Raw genomic sequence first — 17,115 nt, forward strand, 5'->3', positions numbered from 1 at the left:
GCCCGCACACCACCGAGCCGCCCATCACGGCTGGTCAGTACGCGAATAGTACGCCTGGGTCACTCCAGTGTCTACGTTAACTCGAGGTTACTTCTGCCCCAGTAGTCAGAACCGCCCCACTGTGTGCCGAAAGCAGGAACGCATTCCCGTCCAGCGAAGAGTCCTGGTCCGTTGAAAGCAGCACCGCCCCCCGCACACCGTCCAGGCGCACCGGCGAGGCTGAGAAGTTCAGCAGCACCTCCGTGGACCCACGCCGGAAGCGCAGCCAGCCGGCGTCGTCGTCGAACGTCACGTCCGTTTCCGCGAACCCCAGGCCGGCCAGTTCGGGGTAAGCGCGCCGCAGCGCGGTCAACGAGCGGTAGAGCGAGAGGAGGCGCGCATGGTCACCGTCAGCAGCCTCCGCCCAGTTGAGCTTGGAGCGCCGGAACGTTTCGGGATCCTGCGGATCGGGGACGACGGCGGGATCCCACCCCATGCGCTCGAACTCGCGGATCCTGCCCTCCGCCGTCGCCTTTCCCAGCTCCGGCTCGGGGTGCGACGTGAAAAACTGCCAGGGCGTGGAGGCACCGAATTCCTCGCCCATAAACAGCATGGGCGTAAAGGGCGAGGTCAGCGTCAGCACTGCGGCCACGGCCAGCGGGCCGTACGGCAGGGACTGGGACAGTCTGTCCCCGATGGCCCGGTTGCCGATCTGGTCGTGGTTCTGGCTGCACACCACCAGGGCAGCGGGGTGGACCAGCGAGGTGTTGATGGGCCGGCCGTGATGGCGTCCGCGGAAGCTGGAGTAGCTGCCGTCGTGTAGGAAGCCGTCCTTCAGGACCTTGGCCAGCACGCCGAGCGACGCGAAATCGCCGTAATACCCCGCGGTCTCGCCGCTGACATTGACGTGCACCGCATGGTGGAAGTCGTCGCTCCACTGCCCGGCGAGGCCGTAGCCGTTGGCGTCGCGGGGGTAGATAAGCCGCGGATTGTTGAGGTCCGATTCGGCGATCAGGGTCTTGGGAAGCCCCGTCTCCGCGGAGACGGCATCGCCCAGCGCGCCGAGCTCCTCCAGGAGGTGCACGGCCCGCTCGTCGCGCAGCGCGTGGACGGCATCCAGGCGCAGCCCGTCCACGTGGTAGTCGCGCAGCCACAGGGCGGCGTTGTCCAGGATGTATTCACGCACGACGTCGGACCCCGGGCCGTCGAGGTTGACTGCATCGCCCCACGTGTTGGCGTCGCCCTGCTTGAGGTAGGGGCCGAAACGCGCCAGGTAGTTGCCGCTGGGTCCCAGGTGGTTGTAAACCACATCCTGGATAACCCCCAGCCCTGCAGCGTGGGCGGCGTCAACAAAACGCTGGTAGGCCGCAGGACCGCCGTAGCCTTCGTGGACCGCGAACCACTGCACACCGTCGTAGCCCCAGTTGTGGGTGCCGTTGAACCCGTTGACCGGGAGCATCTCCACAAAATCGATGCCGAGGTCCGCGAGGTAGCCGAGCTTGTCCGCCGCGGCGTCCAGGGTTCCGTCGGGGGTGAAGGTTCCCACGTGGAGTTCGTAGATGACCGAGCCGCGCAGTCCCTTCCCCTGCCAGCCGGCGTCCTGCCAGGCGTACGAGCCGGGATCGTACGTGCGGGACAGGGCATGGACGCCGTCCGGGAGGCGGCGGGACCGGGGGTCGGGCAACGGGTTCGTATCGCCGTCGAGCAGGTAGCCGTAATCCACGTCGGCGTCCGCCGGCGCGTCCGGCGCGGACCACCAGCCATCCGCGCCGGGGGCTCCCGCCACCTGCTTCATGGGGTATTGGTGCCCGTTGGCGAGCAGCGAGACGGCTAAGGCGTCCGGGGCCCAGACATCGAACCGGCCGGAACCGTGGTGCGTCAGGCTCATGTGTTGTCTCCGATCACGGGCGCGAGAAGCGCCACAGGGTATTGCTGGAGGATGCTGGCCACCGGAACCGGGCCGGGGCCGTGCGTCCGTCCCGTGAGTTCGTCCCGCATGGCGGTGGAAAGTTCGACGGCGGTATCCCGCCACCCGCCGGCGCGTTCCAGTCCGACGGGAAGCCGGGTCGCAAGAGTCAACGCACCGGGCGCGCCGCCAGTGCCGCTGCTGTCCGCCCCGCGGTCGAAGGCCACCAGGTGGTCCGCCGCAGCGTGGGAAGCAGGAACGGGCCGGTAGCCCTGGAAGAGGTCCGGCCGGTCCCGGCGGAGCCGGAGCGCCCGGCAGGTCACCAGCAGTTTGGTGGCCTCATCTTGGTAGTCCGCCGGAATCGTGCCGGCATCCAGTGCGGCAAGGGCGCTTTCGCGGCGCTTGAAGTCAACTGCCCGCCTATTGTCCGGATCCGCCAGCGAGCGGTCCCAGAATTCGGTGCCCTGATAGACGTCCGGTACCCCCGGCATGGTCAGCTGGAGCAGTTTCAGGGACAGCGAGTTGGTTGCGGCAAAGGAATCCGTCCGGGCGACGAAGTCCTCGATCACGCTGGTGACCCGGGCGTCGTCGAACACTGCATCCACCGCTGCCTTAACCCGTGCTTCGAACTTTTCGTCCGGATCCGTCCAGGTGGTGGAATTGGCTGCCTCCCGGGCCGCCTTCTCCGCATAGGCCTGCAGCCGCTCCCGCGACGCCGGCCACGCACCGATGACCGCCTGCCACAGCAGGTTCTCGAACGGGCCGTCGGGCACCGGGGCGAGCCCGCGAAGCGTGTCCAGGGTTGCGGCCCACTCGTCCGGCAGCTCGGCGATCACGGAAATCCGTGCCCGGGTGTCCTCGCTGCGCTTGGTGTCGTGCGTGGTCAACGTGGTCATGGACAGCGGCAGGGACTCCTGGCGCTCGGCCATCCGCCGGTGGAATTCTTCCGGGGCAAGGGAGAAGTGGGACGGGTCCGCTCCCACTTCGGTCAGTGTCCCCAGCCGGGTGTAGCGGTAGAAGGCCGTGTCTTCCACGCCCTTGGCCATCACCATGCCGGACGTCTGCTGGAACCGCCGGCCCAGTTCAGTCTCGGGCTTCAGCAGCAGGGGCAGCAGCACGTCCAGCACGTCGGCCAGGTCAGGGCGCTGGCGAGCGGCGGCCGCGCAGGCCTCGCGCAGCACGTCCTCACCCGTGGGAAGGTAAGTGCGGTACACGGGGAACGCCGCGATGACCTGCGCCAGGGCATCGGCCGCGACGTCCTCGGACAGACTCGCGGAAGCGGGAACAAGGCGTGCCAGCCGCAGGATCTCGGACCGCAGCATGCCATCCGCCACGGCACGCTTGGTCCCCAGGATCATGGCCGCATAGTCCGCAGGCTCGCCAGAGCGCAGCTGTGCATCCAACGCGTTCAGTGCAGCCTCGCCGGCCGGGTCCACCAGCAGGCGGTCCAGGTCGGCCAGGGCGTCGTAGCCGGTGGTCCCCTCGCAGGCGAATTCCGCCGGCAGCTCCTCGCCCGGCTCCAGGATCTTCTCCACCAGGACGAAGGCTCCGCCGCTGAGGTCCTTGAGCCAGCGAAGATACCCGGCAGGATCCGCCAAGCCGTCCGGGTGGTCCACACGCAGCCCGTCAACCAGGCCGTCGTCGAACCAGCGCTTCACCTCGGCATGGGCCTGGCCGAAGACCCAGGGGTCCTCCACCCGGATGCCCGCCAGGGTGTTGACCGCGAAGAACCGCCGGTAGTTCAGCTCGCTGTCCGCCCGGCGCCAGGAGACGAGCTCGTAGTGCTGCCGGTCATGCACAGCCCGCGGAGAGTCGCCGTCGGAGTATGAACCTGCGGCCAATGGAAAGCGGTGGCCGTAATAGTGGAGCTCGCCATCTGCAACCTCCAGAAGTCCGAGGTCGTCATCGCTGCCCAGGACGGGGATCCGGATCCGGCCTGCACCAAAGTCCCAGTCGACGTCGAACGCTTCCGCGTAAGGCGAGCCACGCCCTTCCTGCAGCAGCGACCACCACCACGGGTTCTGTGCCGGCGAGGCCACGCCCACATGGTTGGGGACGATGTCCACCAGCACGCCCATGCCGTGCTCCCGCGCGGCCCTCGAAAGGGAAAGCAGCCCTTCCGGACCGCCCCGCTCCGGGTCCACCGACGACGGGTCCGTCACGTCATAGCCGTGATCGGAACCGTGTTCCGCCGTCAGAATCGGCGAGAGGTAGACCCAATCAACGCCGAGTGATTTCAGGTAAGGAACGGTCGCGGCAGCATCAAAGAGCGTGAAGCCGCTGCGGATCTGGAGCCGGTAGGTGGACGCCGGAACCTTCACTTTTCCTGGTCTTTCGGCTTGCTGACCTTTTTCGTTTTCTTGGGCTCGGGCACGGTGGGCGTACTGAGGGCCTCAGTTTCGCTGGTGCTGGTCTGCGTCAGGGCAGCCAGCGATGCAGCTACTGAGTGGTCCGGCTCCGATTCCTCCACCATGTGCGCTCTTAGGACCACCAGTGACTTGGCGTCCACAGGAAGGGTCTGGCCAGCTTTCACCGGAGCAGTGTCCGCGTTATGCCCGGCGGTGTCGATGATGATGTCCCACGCCGGTGCGTACTCGTCGTTTGGAAGGGTGAAGTCCACCATGTCGTCGTGCGCGTTGAAGTACAGCACGAAGTTCACGTCGGTAATCCGGCGGCCTCGGGCGTCCTTGCCCTGGATGCCGTCACCGTTGAGGAATACACCGACCGAACGGCCGAAACCGCTGTCCCAGTCCTCCGGCTTCATGGTGTCGCCGTCGAGGTCCAGCCATACGATGTCCGGCAGCCGCTCGCCTTCGCCTCTGCGGACAGGGCGGCCGTCGAAGAACCTGCTCCGGCGGAAGGTGGGGTGCTTGGCGCGGAGGGCGTTGACCGCGGCGGTGAATTCGACGAGGGGCTGGTCGATGTTCTCCCAGTTGATCCAGGTCAGTTCCGAGTCCTGGCAGTAGCCGTTGTTGTTGCCCTGCTGCGTGCGGCCCAGTTCGTCACCGTGCAGCAGCATGGGCACACCCTGGGACAGCAGCAGCGAGGCGATGAAGTTCCGCTGCTGGCGGGCGCGCAGCCCCAGGACGGCGGGATCGTCCGTGGGACCTTCGGCGCCGCAGTTCCAGGAACGGTTGTGGGATTCGCCGTCGTTGTTGTCCTCGCCGTTGGCGTCGTTGTGCTTCTCGTTGTAGGACACCAGGTCAGCCAGCGTGAAGCCGTCATGGGCTGTGACAAAGTTGATTGATGCCACTGGCCGGCGGCCCGAGTGCTCGTACAGGTCAGCGGACCCGGTGATGCGGGAGGCGAATTCGCCTAGTGTGGCCGGTTCGCCGCGCCAGAAGTCGCGGACGGTGTCGCGGTACTGGCCGTTCCACTCCGTCCACTGCGGCGGGAAGTTGCCCACCTGGTAGCCGCCGGGACCCACGTCCCAGGGCTCGGCGATGAGCTTGACCTGGGAAACCACGGGGTCCTGCTGAATGAGTTCGAAGAAGGTGGAGAGTTTGTCCACGTCGTAGAACTCGCGGGCCAGGGTGGACGCTAGGTCGAAGCGGAAGCCGTCGACATGCATTTCGGTGACCCAGTACCGCAGGGAATCCATGAGTAGTTGCAGCGAGTGCGGCTGGCGGACATTGAGCGAGTTGCCCGTGCCCGTGTAGTCCATGTAGTGCTTCTCGTCGCCCTCCATAAGCCGGTAATAGGAGGCGTTGTCGATGCCCTTGAAGGAGAGCGTGGGGCCCAGGTGGTTGCCCTCGGCGGTGTGGTTGTAGACCACGTCCAGAATTACCTCGATGCCCGCCCGGTGCAGGGTGCGGACCATCGCCTTGAAGTCCTGGACCTGCTGGCCGGTGTCGCCGGTGGAACTGTAGGTGTTCTGCGGCGCGAAGAAGCCGATGGTGTTGTAGCCCCAATAGTTGCTCAGGCCCTGGTCCCGGAGGGTTCCCTCGTTGACGAACTGGTGCACCGGCATCAGTTCGATGGCAGTGATGCCCAGCTTCTGCAGGTGCGAGATAACCGACGGGTGCGCAACGCCGGCATAGGTGCCCCGCTGCTCCTCGGGGATCTCGGGGTGGAGCTGGGTCAGACCCTTGACGTGGGCCTCGTAAATGACCGACTTGTGGTACGGAATGCGCAGGTTATGGTCGCCGTCCCAGTCGAAGAACGGGTTAATCACCACGCCCATCATCATGTGCGGTGCGGAGTCCTCGTTGTTGACGGAGTCCGGGTCGCCCAGGTTGTAGGAGAAGAGGGCCGGTTCCCAGTCCATCTGCCCGTGTACGGCTTTGGCGTAGGGGTCCAGGAGCAATTTGTTGGCGTTGAAGCGGTTGCCGGAGTCAGGGTCGTAGGGCCCGTGGACGCGGTAGCCGTATTTCTGGCCGGGCTGGACCTGCGGGATGTAGCCGTGCCACACGTAGCCGTCCACTTCATCGAGCGTGAACCGCGTTTCGACACCGTCGTCGTCGAAGAGGCACAGCTCGATTTTTTCGGCGTGTTCGCTGAACAAGGCGAAGTTCGTGCCGGTCCCGTCAAAAGTGGCGCCAAGCGGATATGCCGATCCAGGCCAGATTTCCATGCGTGCTCCTCATCGTTGTTCGACAGTGGGTACGTGGACACAAAAACCGCCCCTGCCGGTACAAAACCTATGCCTACGGTAGCGGGTGGGTGTGACTATTACGTTTCCGGTCCGCCTGTTTACTAAGCAGGCTGACTTTATACCAAGCGTCTGGTACGGCGTCCGCAATCCGGCCCGCAGTCAGCGGTCCGCCGCCGGAGGCGGCCGCTCCCGCGAGGCCGTGGAGGCTGGCCCCGAGGGCGGCAATAGCTGCCCAGCGCTCGTCGGGATCGATGCCCGCATCACGGAAGCGCCCGACGTCGGGCCCCAGTTGGGCGAGCAGCGCACCGATGATCCCGGCCAGGACGTCGCCGCTTCCGGCGGTGGCGAGCCACGCCGTGCCGTCCGCCTGGCTGTAGAAATCCTGGAAGGGCGACGCGACCAGGGTGGTGGCACCCTTCAGCAGCACGGTGGCCTCGGTCAGCACGGCGGCATGCCGGGCCGCGTCAAGGGTGGAGGACTCGACGGCGGTACGGTCCGGGGCAGGATCAAAGTCCGGGCTTTCCGGGGACGAGGCGAGCCGTTGGAGGAGGGCCGCCAGCTCGCCGGCGTGCGGCGTGAGAATCACCTGCGGCGCCAGGACTGCAGGCAGGGCAGGCAGCGCCCCGGCGTCGGCGATCACGGGCAGGCCGGATTCCACGGCGTCACGGGCGTGCCGGAGCTGTTCAGTATCGCCCGGCCCCATGCCCGAACCCACCAGCCACGCCTGGACGTGCGTCTCACCGACAGAGCCCGTGCTGCACACAACCTCCGGGCACGACTGCCGCACCAGGTCGGCCACCTCGGGCGGGCCCAGGTAGCGGACCATCCCCGCGCCGGCAGCCAGCGCACCCCGGCAGGCCAGCACGGCGGCGCCCGGATAGTCGGCGGATCCGGCCACGACGCCCAGCACGCCGCGGGAATACTTATGTGAGCGCCTCCCGGGCTGGGGCAGGAGCCGGGCCAGGTCCACCGGCTCAAACCTGCGCAGCGCCGGCCAGGGCAGTTCGTCTTCGATGCCGATAGCCACCATGTGGATGCGGCCGGCGTGATCGGCGCCCGGGTCCGCCAGCAGCCCCACCTTGGCTGCGCCGAAAGTTACGGTCACATCCGCGGACAGCACCGGCGCATGGGCTTCCCCGGTGTCGGCATCAACGCCGCTGGGGATATCGCAGGCAACCACAATCCCCGGATCCCCGACCGACAGCCGCAGATCCGAAAGGCCGCTCACCAGGCCGGCTGCAGCTCCGCGAAGGCCGCCGCGGGCGCCCGTCCCCAGGATTGCGTCAATCACGACGTCGGCACCCGCCACGTGTGCGGCCAGCTGGCTGGCGTTGGATTCGGTGAGGAGGTGTATGCGCCCCCCGGCGCGCTCAAAGGCAGCCACCGCCTCGGCATGGGCCGTTCCGGCGGTGAGCACCGCCGTCGTACGCATCCCCCTGGCGGCCAGGAACGAGGCGGCGAAGAGGCCGTCTCCCCCGTTGTTGCCCTTGCCTGCGAGGACGGCCACGCTGGCGCCGTAAAGCCGCCGGCTGCGTGCCTGAAGCTCCTGGACCACGGCGTTGGCGAGCCCGTGGGAGGCCCGCTGCATCAGTACATCGCCCATCCCGGCAGCCAGGAACGGCTGTTCTGCCGCCCTGATCTGGGTTCCGGTATAGGCGCTGATCATAGTGTCAGGTCCGTCGTTGGGCGGAGCAGTAAGTGACTCAGCCTTCGGCCAGGACCGTGGCGGTGGCGATGCCGCCGTCGTGGCTCATGGAGACGTGCCAGCGTTTGACGCCCTTGGACTCGGCCACGGCCAGCACAGTTCCTTTGACCTGGATGGTGGGGCCGTGCTGGTCCAGGCCGATCCAGCAGTCCTGCCAGTTCATGCCTGCCGGCGCGCCGAGGACCTTGGCCACGGCTTCCTTGGCGGCGAACCGCGCGGCCAGGGAGCGGGTGTTCAGCTCGCGTTCCGCGGGCACGAACAGCCGGTCCCGGAGCCCCGGGGTCCGCTCAAGCTGGCGGCCGAACCGCTCGATGTCTACAACGTCTACGCCAATGCCAACGATCATGGCGCTATTCTACGGGGACGCTCACCGCCTGCCGTGCACACAGGGCCCCGCCATTACGTTTTCGTAATCACGCTGGTATGATTACGAAAACGTAATCACCACGAACCTACTACGAGTAACTCATCAAGGAGGCCGCGTGCACGGCGTCATGAAGTCAGTGGCCGACCTGGGCCTGATGGTCTACGGCGTCCGCCAGCGCAGCGGGCTCTCCCAGCGCGAGCTGGCCAGCCGGCTCGGAGTCAGCCAGCGGTACCTCTCCGAACTGGAGACAGGTAAGCCCAAGGTGCTCAACGACCAGTTCTTCGCCGTTATGGAAAAACTCGGAATCGAACTGACGTTCCGGGAAGGCGCCGACCGTGGCTGAAGTGCAGGATGTCCACCTTTACGGCACCGTCATCGGCCATATGGTCCGCAACGGCGCGACAACAGTGACGTTCGAATCCTCCGACGACGGGATGGCCCGGTTCGGGATCGGCTCACGGATCCTGTCCGCCAATCTGCCTCTCGGGCCCCGCCCTTCGACGCCGGAGGCGGCCACCGCATTCTTTGGTGGACTACTGCCGGAAGGCTCCGGCAGGTCGAACCTCGCCAAACAGGCGCAGGCCAGCCGCGATGATGCCTTCGCCCTGGTGTCGTATGCCGGCCGCGATGTCGCCGGCGCGATCCGCGTCGGTGGGGATCCCGGGGAACCGGCCGAATCCTATGAGGCACTGACCGATGAGCAGGTTGCGGAACGGTTAACACTTATCAACGACTACGCGCTTGGCGCCGTGGGCGGCGGCGGCTCCCTGGCCGGATACCAGCCCAAGACCACGCTTGCCCTGCTGGACGGGGTGTGGCACGCGGGGGTCGACGGCGCCGCCTCCACCCACATCCTCAAGCCGGTGGCGGGCGGAAACGAAGGCGCCCTGCACGCCGAGGCGTTCTGCCTGGAGCTTTCGCAGCGGATCGGGCTGACCACGTTCGGCAGTGACGTTCGCTCCTTCGCCGGCCGGACCGTCCTCGTTCTGGAACGCTACGATCGCCGCGTCGCTGGCCGGAGCGTGGAGCGTATCCACCAAGAGGACGGCGCACAGGCTCTCGGTCTGCCTTGGGACACGGACAGCAAGTTCGAAGGCGTCACTGCCGCCGCAAACCTGAGGAACCTTGCCGGATTGCTGCGACGGCGCCGGGACATCCTCGGGGCCGGGCCCGACGACCGCGAGACGCTGCTCGCGCACACGGCCTTCAACACCGCCATCGGCAACACCGACGCCCACGCCAAGAACTTTTCCACCCTCCGACGCCCCGACGGTGCCGTCAGGCTGGCGCCGCTCTACGACGTGTCAACGCACGCCCTGGCGCCCAACGGCCAGCTGAAGATGTCCCTCCGGATCAACTCCCGCGCCTATCAGCCGTCGTTGACAGTAGAAGACCTGGTCACCGAGGGCGTCTCCTGGGGACTCCATGAACGGCATGCATGGCGCGCAGTCACCGGAACGCTCGAAGAGCTCGCGCAGGCCCTCGAAAAGGCCGACGCATCCGCCGTCGGGGAAAAAGTGGCACGGTACATCGGCCACGGGACGAGGAATCTCCTGGACGGCAAGGCCGTCGGGATCGGTAGCGCGCACCCGTCCCTAGCCGCACTGGGTCCAGTTCCGGGCGCGCCCCCGCGCAGCTGAAACTCGAGCCTGCGCACCAAGAACAAAAGCCCCGAGCCTAAGGCTCGGGGCTTCCGTTTCGCAGGGCACCAACCGACTCTTGGCCGGTGAGTCTGCGGTTACTCTACGGTGACGCTCTTGGCAAGGTTGCGCGGCTGGTCCACGTCGTAGCCCTTGGCCGAAGCGAGGGCCAGGGCGAAGATCTGCAGCGGGACGGTGCTGAGCAGCGGGGCCAGCAGGGTGGGGGTTTCCGGGATGTAGAAGACGTGCTCGGCGTACGCCTTGACTGCTTCGTCGCCCTCTTCGGCGATCACAATGGTCTTGGCGCCGCGCGCCCGGACTTCCTGGATGTTGGAGACCACCTTGGCGTGCAGCGAGTCGCGGCCGCGCGGGGACGGGACCACCACAAAAACGGGCTGGCCCTCCTCGATCAGCGCGATCGGACCATGCTTAAGTTCACCGGCGGCGAAGCCCTCGGCGTGGATGTAGGCGAGCTCCTTGAGCTTCAGCGCACCTTCCATGGCAACCGGGAAGCCGACGTGGCGGCCCAGGAACAGCACAGACTTCGCATCCGCCATGGACACGCCGAGTTCCTTGATCTGCGCCTCGTTGTCCAGGATCCGCTGGATCTTGGCCGGGATCTTGTTCAGGTCCGCCAGGATGTCCTTGATCTCGCCCTGGAACTTGTTCCCGCGCAGCTGCGCCAGGTACAGGCCCAGCAGGTACGCGGCCGTGATCTGGGCCAGGAACGCCTTCGTGGAAGCCACGGCGATTTCCGGGCCGGCGTGCGTGTACAGCACGGCGTCGGATTCGCGCGGGATGGTGGAGCCGTTGGTGTTACAGATCGAGACCGTCTTGGCGCCCTGTTCCTTGGCGTAACGGACAGCCATCAGGGTATCCATGGTCTCCCCGGACTGGGAGATGGAGACGATCAGGGTGTTCTCGTCCACGATCGGGTCCCGGTAGCGGAACTCGTGGGAGAGCTCCACCTCGGTGGCGATCCGGCACCAGTGCTCGATGGCGTACTTGGCCACCTGCCCGGCATACGCCGACGTCCCGCAGGCCAGCACAATGATCTTGTCGACATTCTTGAGCAGCTGCGGGTCGATGCGGAGCTCATCCAGGGTCAGCCTGCCGTTGACGTCCGAGCGGCCCAGCAGGGTCTGCAGCACGGCGTCGGGCTGGTCGTGGATTTCCTTCTCCATGAAGGACGGGAACCCGCCCTTTTCCGCCGATTCCGGGTCCCAGTCAACGTGGTATTCCTTGCCCTCGGCCGGGGCGCCATAGAAGTCGGTGATCTCCACCGTGTCAGCGGTGATGGTGACAATCTGGTCCTGGCCCAGCTCCACCGCACGTCGGGTGTAATCGATGAACCCGGAAACATCAGAGCCCAGGAAGTTCTCGCCCTCGCCCAAGCCAACCACCAACGGTGAGTTACGGCGGGCGGCAACCACGACATCGGGCTGGTCCGCGTGGACCGCCAGCAGCGTGAAAGCACCCTCAAGGCGCTGGCAGGCGTACTGCATCGCCAGCGTCAGACCGCCGTCGGACGCCACACCACCGAGCTTGTTGCGGAAAATATCGCCCAGCAGCACCGCGGCGACCTCGGTGTCCGTCTCGGACTCGAACGCGTAGCCCTTGGCCACCAGCTCACGTTTGAGCTCGGCGAAGTTCTCGATGATGCCATTGTGAATCAGGGCCAGCTTGCCGCCGTCGGACAGGTGCGGGTGCGCGTTCCGGTCCGTGGGGCCGCCGTGCGTGGCCCAGCGGGTATGCCCGATACCGGTGAACGTCTCCGGCAGCGGGTGAGCTTCCAGCTCGGCAAGGAGGTTGCTCAGCTTGCCGGACTTCTTCCGGGACTCGATGGCACCTTGCGAGACCACCGCCACCCCCGCCGAGTCATAACCCCGGTACTCCAGACGGCGCAAACCCTCAAGGACTACATCCAACGCACTGTGACCGGCATTCACACGGCCAGCAGAATGGCCCACATATCCAACGATTCCACACATGGGCTCCAGCTTATCGGCAGCCGGGTTGAGATCTAAACCGGATGACGAGGCTCACCTCCATGCCTGCTGATGTAATCCGCCATCCCGGGAACGGTAAAGGCGAGGTAGCCGCGGCGTGGGGCGTAGACACAATTATTGCGAAATCACGATAATGATGGATTATTTGGCATAGGACCGCACCGTCCGCGCGTGCACAAATACCTGAGGCCAGCACAACACTTTTGCGAGCATCCTGACTGTAAGTCGTTACAACCTGGTGCTCCATTTCGCTCTCAGCCGCGCGAGGGGCAGAATCTCTATGGTGACTTTGCAACGCAATGAAGCGAACGGTGAGGGTGTCTCCCCGTTCGTTGAGCTGGACCGCCAGACCTGGTCCCGGCTCGCCGCCCAGATGGAGCAGCCCCTTAACGAAGAGGACATTGTCCGTCTGCGTGGCCTCGGCGATCCCCTGGACATGAAGGAGATCCGCGAGGTCTACCTGCCCCTGTCGCGGCTCCTGCACCTTTATGTGGAGGCCGCGGGCCAGCTTCACGCCGCCACCACCACCTTCCTGGGTGAGCAGACCCAGCGCACTCCGTTTGTCATTGGCGTGGCCGGCTCGGTGGCCGTGGGCAAGTCCACCATCGCCCGCGTGCTCCGGGAGATGCTGCGGCGCTGGCCCGGCACCCCCAACGTTGAGCTGATCACCACGGACGGCTTCCTCTATCCGCTGGCCGAGCTCAAGCGGCGCCAGCTGCTGGAGCGCAAGGGCTTTCCCGAGTCCTACGACCGCCGCGCGCTGCTGCGCTTTGTGAGCGAGATCAAGGGCGGCGCGGAGGAGGTCCGGGCACCCTGGTACTCCCACGTCACCTATGACATCGTGCCGGACAAGGAAGTGGTGGTCCGCCGCCCGGACGTGCTGATTGTGGAGGGCCTGAACGTGCTGGCCCCGGCCCGTCCGCGCCACGACGGCAAGCAGGGGCTGGCGCTGAGCGACTTCTTCGACTTTTCCATCTATGTGGACGCCAAGACCTCCTACATCGAGGAGTGGTACGTGGAACGGTTCCGCAGGCTCCAGAGCACCGCGTTCGCGCAGCCGGAGTCCTACTTCCACCGCTACGCAACGCTCTCCCCCACCGAGGCCGAGAGCACGGCCCGGGACATCTGGAAGCGCATCAACGAGCCCAACCTGGAGGAAAACGTCCTCCCCACCCGTGGCCGCGCCCAGCTGGTGCTGACCAAGGACGCGGACCACACCATCCGCCGCATGCTTTTGCGGAAGGTTTAGCACACGTGTGCCACGACTGCGCGGCAGGCGGCCCCGCGGGGGCCAGCCGCCGCTCCTTCGCCCGCTTCCTCGCCGCCGGAGCCGGGCTGACGGTCCTGGCAGCGTGCACGCCGGAGGCACCCGCCGCGGTGACGCCGTCGTCCTCCTCCCCTGCACCTGGAGTGACTTCCACATCCCCGTCCGCCGTCGCGGTCCCTTCAGAGGAAGGCACGACGGCGGCAGCTGAGCCGCCGCCGCAGGCTCCCGTACCGCCGTCGGCAGCGCTGCCCCACCAGTTCTCGCTGACGGATCCGGCGAGCCCGTGGCTGGTGGTCAACAAACGCCGTCCGCTGGCGCCGGCGGACTACGTTCCGGCGGATCTGGTCCAGCCCAACGTCACGCTGGCCGTTTCGGGCGAGGCGGCCCTGCTGAACAGCACGACGGCGGCTGCCGCGGAAGCGATGTTCGCCGCGGCCGCGCTGGACGGCGTTGTCATGACGCTGGCGAGCGGTTACCGCTCCTACGGCACACAGGTTGCCACGTACAACGGCTATGTGGCGGCCCGCGGCCAGGCCGATGCCGACACCGCAAGCGCCCGCCCCGGCTACTCGGAACACCAGACCGGCTGGTCGTTCGACATCGGCGACGGCGGCGGCGCATGCGGCTTCCAGCCGTGCTTCGCCGACCAGCCCGCGGCGGTGTGGGCGAAGGCGAACGGCCACCGCTTCGGATTTGTGGTGCGGTATCCGTGGATGCTCCACCCGATCACCGGCTACTACTACGAGCCGTGGCACCTGCGGTACATCGGCGTGGAAGCTGCCACCGACATGGCGACCAGGGGCATCAGCACCGTGGAGGAGTACTTCGGGTTGGACGCCGCTCCCGGTTACCCCTGAACACCGTGCTGATGTGTTGCACGGGCGTCATCCCCTATTAACGGCGATGCGCTAGCTTGGTACTCATGCTGACAGGATTCAAGAATTTCATTATGAAGGGCAATGTCGTTGACCTTGCCGTAGCCGTTGTGATGGGTGCCGCATTCAGCTCCGTCGTGACCTCTATCGTCCAGGGCCTGCTGACGCCCCTGATCGGACGTCTGTTCAGTGCCAAGGGCGTTGAAGAGATGCAGTGGGAGGGATTCATGTATGGGTCCGTCATCTCCTCCATCATTTCTTTCGTGCTGGTGGCCGCCTCCATCTACTTCGTGGTGGTCCTTCCCATGAACCACATGATCGAGCTCCGTAACCGCAAGTTGGGAATCAACAAGGACGTCAAGGAAGAGGCTGCGGAAGACCCGCAGATCGCCCTGCTGACCGAAATCCGGGATGCGCTGAAGGTCAGCGACCGCTGACAAAGGAGAATGGCCAGTCTCCCTGCGGAGGCCGGCCATTCTTTTTGGTGCTTTCCGGGTCAGTCCGCCACGAGCTCGAGGGCAAGTTCGGTCCTGACCACCTGGGCAAGGCGCTCGGCGACGGACTGGGCCGTGGCTTCGTCGCCGGCCTCCACCATGACCCGGACAACGGGCTCGGTGCCTGAGGGGCGGAGCAGGACACGTCCGTTATCGCCCAGCTCGGCTTCGGCCAGGACCACGGCCTGCGCCAGCGCGTCGGAACTACCCACGCGGGTGCGGTCAACGCCCTTGACGTTGATGAGTACCTGCGGGAGCTTGGTCATCACAGTGGCGAGCTGCTTGAGCGTCCGGCCCGTCAGGGCGACCTGCGCGGCCAGCTGGAGCCCGGTGAGGACGCCGTCGCCTGTGGTGGCGTAGTCGGCGAAGATCACGTGGCCGGACTGCTCGCCGCCGAGGTTGTATCCGCCGTCGCGCATCTCCTCAAGGACGTAGCGGTCCCCGACACCTGTTTCGCGGATACTGATGCCGGCCTCGCGGAGAGCGATCTTGAGACCGAGGTTGCTCATGACGGTAGCCACCAGGACGTCGTCGATGAGCTTGCCTGAGGCTTTGAGGGCGACGGCCAGGATCGCCATGATCTGGTCACCGTCCACCACTGTGCCTTCGTGGTCCACGGCGAGGCAGCGGTCGGCGTCGCCGTCATGGGCGATGCCGAGGTCGGCTCCGTGTTTCAGCACGGCTGCTTTGAGCGGACCGAGATGGGTGGAGCCCACGCCGTCGTTGATGTTGTGGCCGTCCGGCTCCGCGCCAATGACGATGACGTCGGCGCCGGCGTCCTTGAAGACCTGGGGTGAGCAGCCGCTGGCGGCCCCGTGCGCGCAGTCCAGCACAACCTTCAGGCCGTCGAGTCGGTGCGGGAGCGTCTGCAGGAGGTGGACGATGTAGCGGTCCTCAGCATCGGAGAAGCGCTGGATCCGTCCAACATCGCTGCCGACGGGCCGCTGCGGCTCCTTACCCATCTGCTCCTCGATGGCGTTCTCCACGTCATCAGGAAGCTTCTGGCCACCGCGGGCGAAGAACTTGATCCCGTTATCAGGGGCAGGATTGTGGGAGGCCGAGATCATGACGCCGAAGTCGGCGTCGAGGTCTGCCACGAGGTAGGCCGCGGCCGGCGTCGGGAGGACACCGGCGTCATAGACGTCAATACCGGAGCTGGAGAGCCCTGCCTCAACGGCGGCGGCAATGAATTCCCCGCTGGCGCGGGGGTCACGTGCCACCACGGCGCGCGGCCGGGTGCCGCTGGTACTGCGGTCATGACCAAGCACGACGGCGGCCGCCTGGGCCAGGTTCATCGCCAGCTCGGCAGTCAACAGGCCGTTAGCCAGGCCCCGGACACCATCTGTTCCAAATAATCTAGACATCGGGTCAAGTCTAGAGGATGACGCGAAACGCACCGCTTTGCCGGGGGTCGCCCTCAAAATTTCTCAGGCATCCGTCTGCCCGTGATCCCTCGGGGTTCCGCACTATGCAGGTTATGCTCACAGCAGCAATCTGGACCGACGGCAGGGGACGTAGGCGTGCCAGCACCTCGCACTCAACTGAATAGCCTCACGGGCCTTCGTTTCTTCGCAGCAATGGCTGTTGTTTTATACCACGTCCATCTCTATTTCCCCGCGGTATCCGACAGCCTTGCCATATTTGGTTACGGCTACACGGGTGTCAGCTTCTTCTTCATCCTGTCCGGATTCGTCCTGGCTTGGTCGCACCGTCCGAACTTCCGGCCCGGGCGGTTCTATTGGAATCGGGTCGCCCGGATCTGGCCCCTTCATTTGTTGACCATGCTCGTTGCTATCTGGATTCCCGCGTTGAGTGTCGCATCCAACCCCGGTGGGTCGCCGCGCCGTTTGTCTTCACGCTCACCCAGACCTGGATCCCGGGGAGTCCTTTCCTAACGTCGTTCAACGGAGTTTCGTGGTCGTTATCATGCGAGGCTTTCTTTCTACTTACTCTTTCCGTCCCTTTTCAGAAAATTGGGGAGCCTAGAGGGAGTCGCCCGGATATCGGGACTTGTTTTTGCCGGTGTGGTCACAGCGGGCATCTGCCTGTCCACCGTCGCTTCAAGTCCGACAGCCGATTACCTATTGGGAACCATGCCGCTGTACCGATTAGGAGAATTCGTACTTCGGTCTCGGGTTACTCGCAAGAAAGCGTCCGCTGGAGTCCTCCAAGACCAGCCGCCCTCCGGAGAATAGGCAGTCCGGCGATTCCCTGAGACCAACCGGCGCAATACCAGCCCTGGCTGGCGCCACTTACACGCCGTTGGCCGGGGGTGTTTC

Annotated in this window: 13 protein-coding genes; 6 read left to right on the forward strand and 7 right to left on the reverse strand. The window is 65.8% G+C overall.

Features of this window, described 5'->3' with window-relative positions; genetic code table 11:
- Nucleotides 1-76: 76 nt before the first annotated feature.
- From treZ to CXR02_RS14175, 5 genes are all read right to left on the reverse strand, one after another.
- Complete coding sequence (gene treZ / locus CXR02_RS14155; RefSeq protein ID WP_181037238.1) at nucleotides 77-1,867, reverse strand: malto-oligosyltrehalose trehalohydrolase; 1,791 nt, start codon at nucleotides 1,865-1,867, stop codon at nucleotides 77-79.
- Entirely contained in the window at nucleotides 1,864-4,206 is a 2,343-nt protein-coding gene (gene treY / locus CXR02_RS14160) for a malto-oligosyltrehalose synthase (protein ID WP_104062590.1), read from the reverse strand. Before treY ends, treZ begins: the two co-directional genes overlap by 4 nt.
- Entirely contained in the window at nucleotides 4,203-6,458 is a 2,256-nt protein-coding gene (glgX, locus tag CXR02_RS14165; protein WP_104062591.1) for a glycogen debranching protein GlgX, read from the reverse strand. Before glgX ends, treY begins: the two co-directional genes overlap by 4 nt.
- A 73-nt stretch (nucleotides 6,459-6,531) precedes the next feature.
- On the reverse strand, nucleotides 6,532-8,145 hold the full coding sequence (locus CXR02_RS14170; protein WP_104062592.1) for an NAD(P)H-hydrate epimerase: 1,614 nt from the start codon (nucleotides 8,143-8,145) through the stop codon (nucleotides 6,532-6,534).
- Between the two features lie 37 nt (nucleotides 8,146-8,182).
- Complete coding sequence (locus tag CXR02_RS14175; protein WP_056344245.1) at nucleotides 8,183-8,530, reverse strand: holo-ACP synthase; 348 nt, start codon at nucleotides 8,528-8,530, stop codon at nucleotides 8,183-8,185.
- Nucleotides 8,531-8,666: 136 nt separating this feature from the next.
- Here CXR02_RS14175 and CXR02_RS14180 point away from each other — a divergent pair, with 136 nt between their 5' ends.
- Entirely contained in the window at nucleotides 8,667-8,894 is a 228-nt protein-coding gene (locus CXR02_RS14180; protein WP_200950725.1) for a helix-turn-helix domain-containing protein, read from the forward strand.
- Nucleotides 8,887-10,191 carry a type II toxin-antitoxin system HipA family toxin gene (locus CXR02_RS14185; RefSeq protein ID WP_104062593.1) on the forward strand — a complete coding sequence of 435 codons (1,305 nt, stop codon included), beginning with the start codon at nucleotides 8,887-8,889 and terminating at the stop codon, nucleotides 10,189-10,191. Before CXR02_RS14180 ends, CXR02_RS14185 begins: the two co-directional genes overlap by 8 nt.
- Before the next feature lie 98 nt (nucleotides 10,192-10,289).
- Here CXR02_RS14185 and glmS read toward each other — a convergent pair whose 3' ends face one another.
- Nucleotides 10,290-12,182, reverse strand: a complete 1,893-nt coding sequence (glmS, locus tag CXR02_RS14190; protein WP_104062594.1) for a glutamine--fructose-6-phosphate transaminase (isomerizing) — start codon at nucleotides 12,180-12,182, stop codon at nucleotides 10,290-10,292.
- Nucleotides 12,183-12,480: 298 nt separating this feature from the next.
- Here glmS and coaA point away from each other — a divergent pair, with 298 nt between their 5' ends.
- The 3 genes from coaA (at nucleotide 12,481) to mscL (ending at nucleotide 14,779) form a co-directional block, all read left to right on the forward strand.
- Nucleotides 12,481-13,449, forward strand: coding sequence for a type I pantothenate kinase (gene coaA / locus CXR02_RS14195; protein ID WP_104062595.1), 969 nt, complete (start codon nucleotides 12,481-12,483; stop codon nucleotides 13,447-13,449).
- 5 nt (nucleotides 13,450-13,454) lie between these two features.
- Nucleotides 13,455-14,324 (forward strand): D-alanyl-D-alanine carboxypeptidase family protein, encoded by an 870-nt coding sequence (locus tag CXR02_RS14200; RefSeq protein ID WP_104062596.1) that lies wholly within the window; start codon nucleotides 13,455-13,457, stop codon nucleotides 14,322-14,324.
- Between the two features lie 65 nt (nucleotides 14,325-14,389).
- Nucleotides 14,390-14,779, forward strand: coding sequence for a large conductance mechanosensitive channel protein MscL (gene mscL, locus CXR02_RS14205; RefSeq protein WP_104062597.1), 390 nt, complete (start codon nucleotides 14,390-14,392; stop codon nucleotides 14,777-14,779).
- A 59-nt stretch (nucleotides 14,780-14,838) separates the two neighbouring features.
- Here the strand turns inward: mscL and glmM are convergent, their stop codons facing one another.
- Nucleotides 14,839-16,200, reverse strand: a complete 1,362-nt coding sequence (glmM, locus tag CXR02_RS14210; RefSeq protein WP_104062598.1) for a phosphoglucosamine mutase — start codon at nucleotides 16,198-16,200, stop codon at nucleotides 14,839-14,841.
- 156 nt (nucleotides 16,201-16,356) lie between these two features.
- Here glmM and CXR02_RS23285 point away from each other — a divergent pair, with 156 nt between their 5' ends.
- Nucleotides 16,357-16,731: an acyltransferase family protein gene (locus CXR02_RS23285; RefSeq protein WP_368784602.1), complete on the forward strand. Its 375-nt coding sequence runs from the start codon at nucleotides 16,357-16,359 to the stop codon at nucleotides 16,729-16,731.
- The last annotated feature ends 384 nt before the right edge of the window (nucleotides 16,732-17,115 follow it).

It is taken from the genome of Arthrobacter sp. 4R501 (assembly GCF_002929755.1).
In the GTDB taxonomy this organism is placed as follows: Bacteria; Actinomycetota; Actinomycetes; order Actinomycetales; family Micrococcaceae; genus Arthrobacter.

What these genes read in the sequence shown, in the direction of transcription:
- coaA (WP_104062595.1), top strand. Translation starts at nt 12,481, where the DNA reads ATGGTGACTTTGCAACGCAATGAAGCGAACGGTGAGGGTGTCTCCCCG.
- glmS (WP_104062594.1), bottom strand. Translation starts at nt 12,182, where the DNA reads ATGTGTGGAATCGTTGGATATGTGGGCCATTCTGCTGGCCGTGTGAAT.
- treZ (WP_181037238.1), bottom strand. Translation starts at nt 1,867, where the DNA reads ATGAGCCTGACGCACCACGGTTCCGGCCGGTTCGATGTCTGGGCCCCG.
- CXR02_RS14170 (WP_104062592.1), bottom strand. Translation starts at nt 8,145, where the DNA reads ATGATCAGCGCCTATACCGGAACCCAGATCAGGGCGGCAGAACAGCCG.
- glgX (WP_104062591.1), bottom strand. Translation starts at nt 6,458, where the DNA reads ATGGAAATCTGGCCTGGATCGGCATATCCGCTTGGCGCCACTTTTGAC.
- mscL (WP_104062597.1), top strand. Translation starts at nt 14,390, where the DNA reads ATGCTGACAGGATTCAAGAATTTCATTATGAAGGGCAATGTCGTTGAC.
- CXR02_RS14175 (WP_056344245.1), bottom strand. Translation starts at nt 8,530, where the DNA reads ATGATCGTTGGCATTGGCGTAGACGTTGTAGACATCGAGCGGTTCGGC.
- glmM (WP_104062598.1), bottom strand. Translation starts at nt 16,200, where the DNA reads ATGTCTAGATTATTTGGAACAGATGGTGTCCGGGGCCTGGCTAACGGC.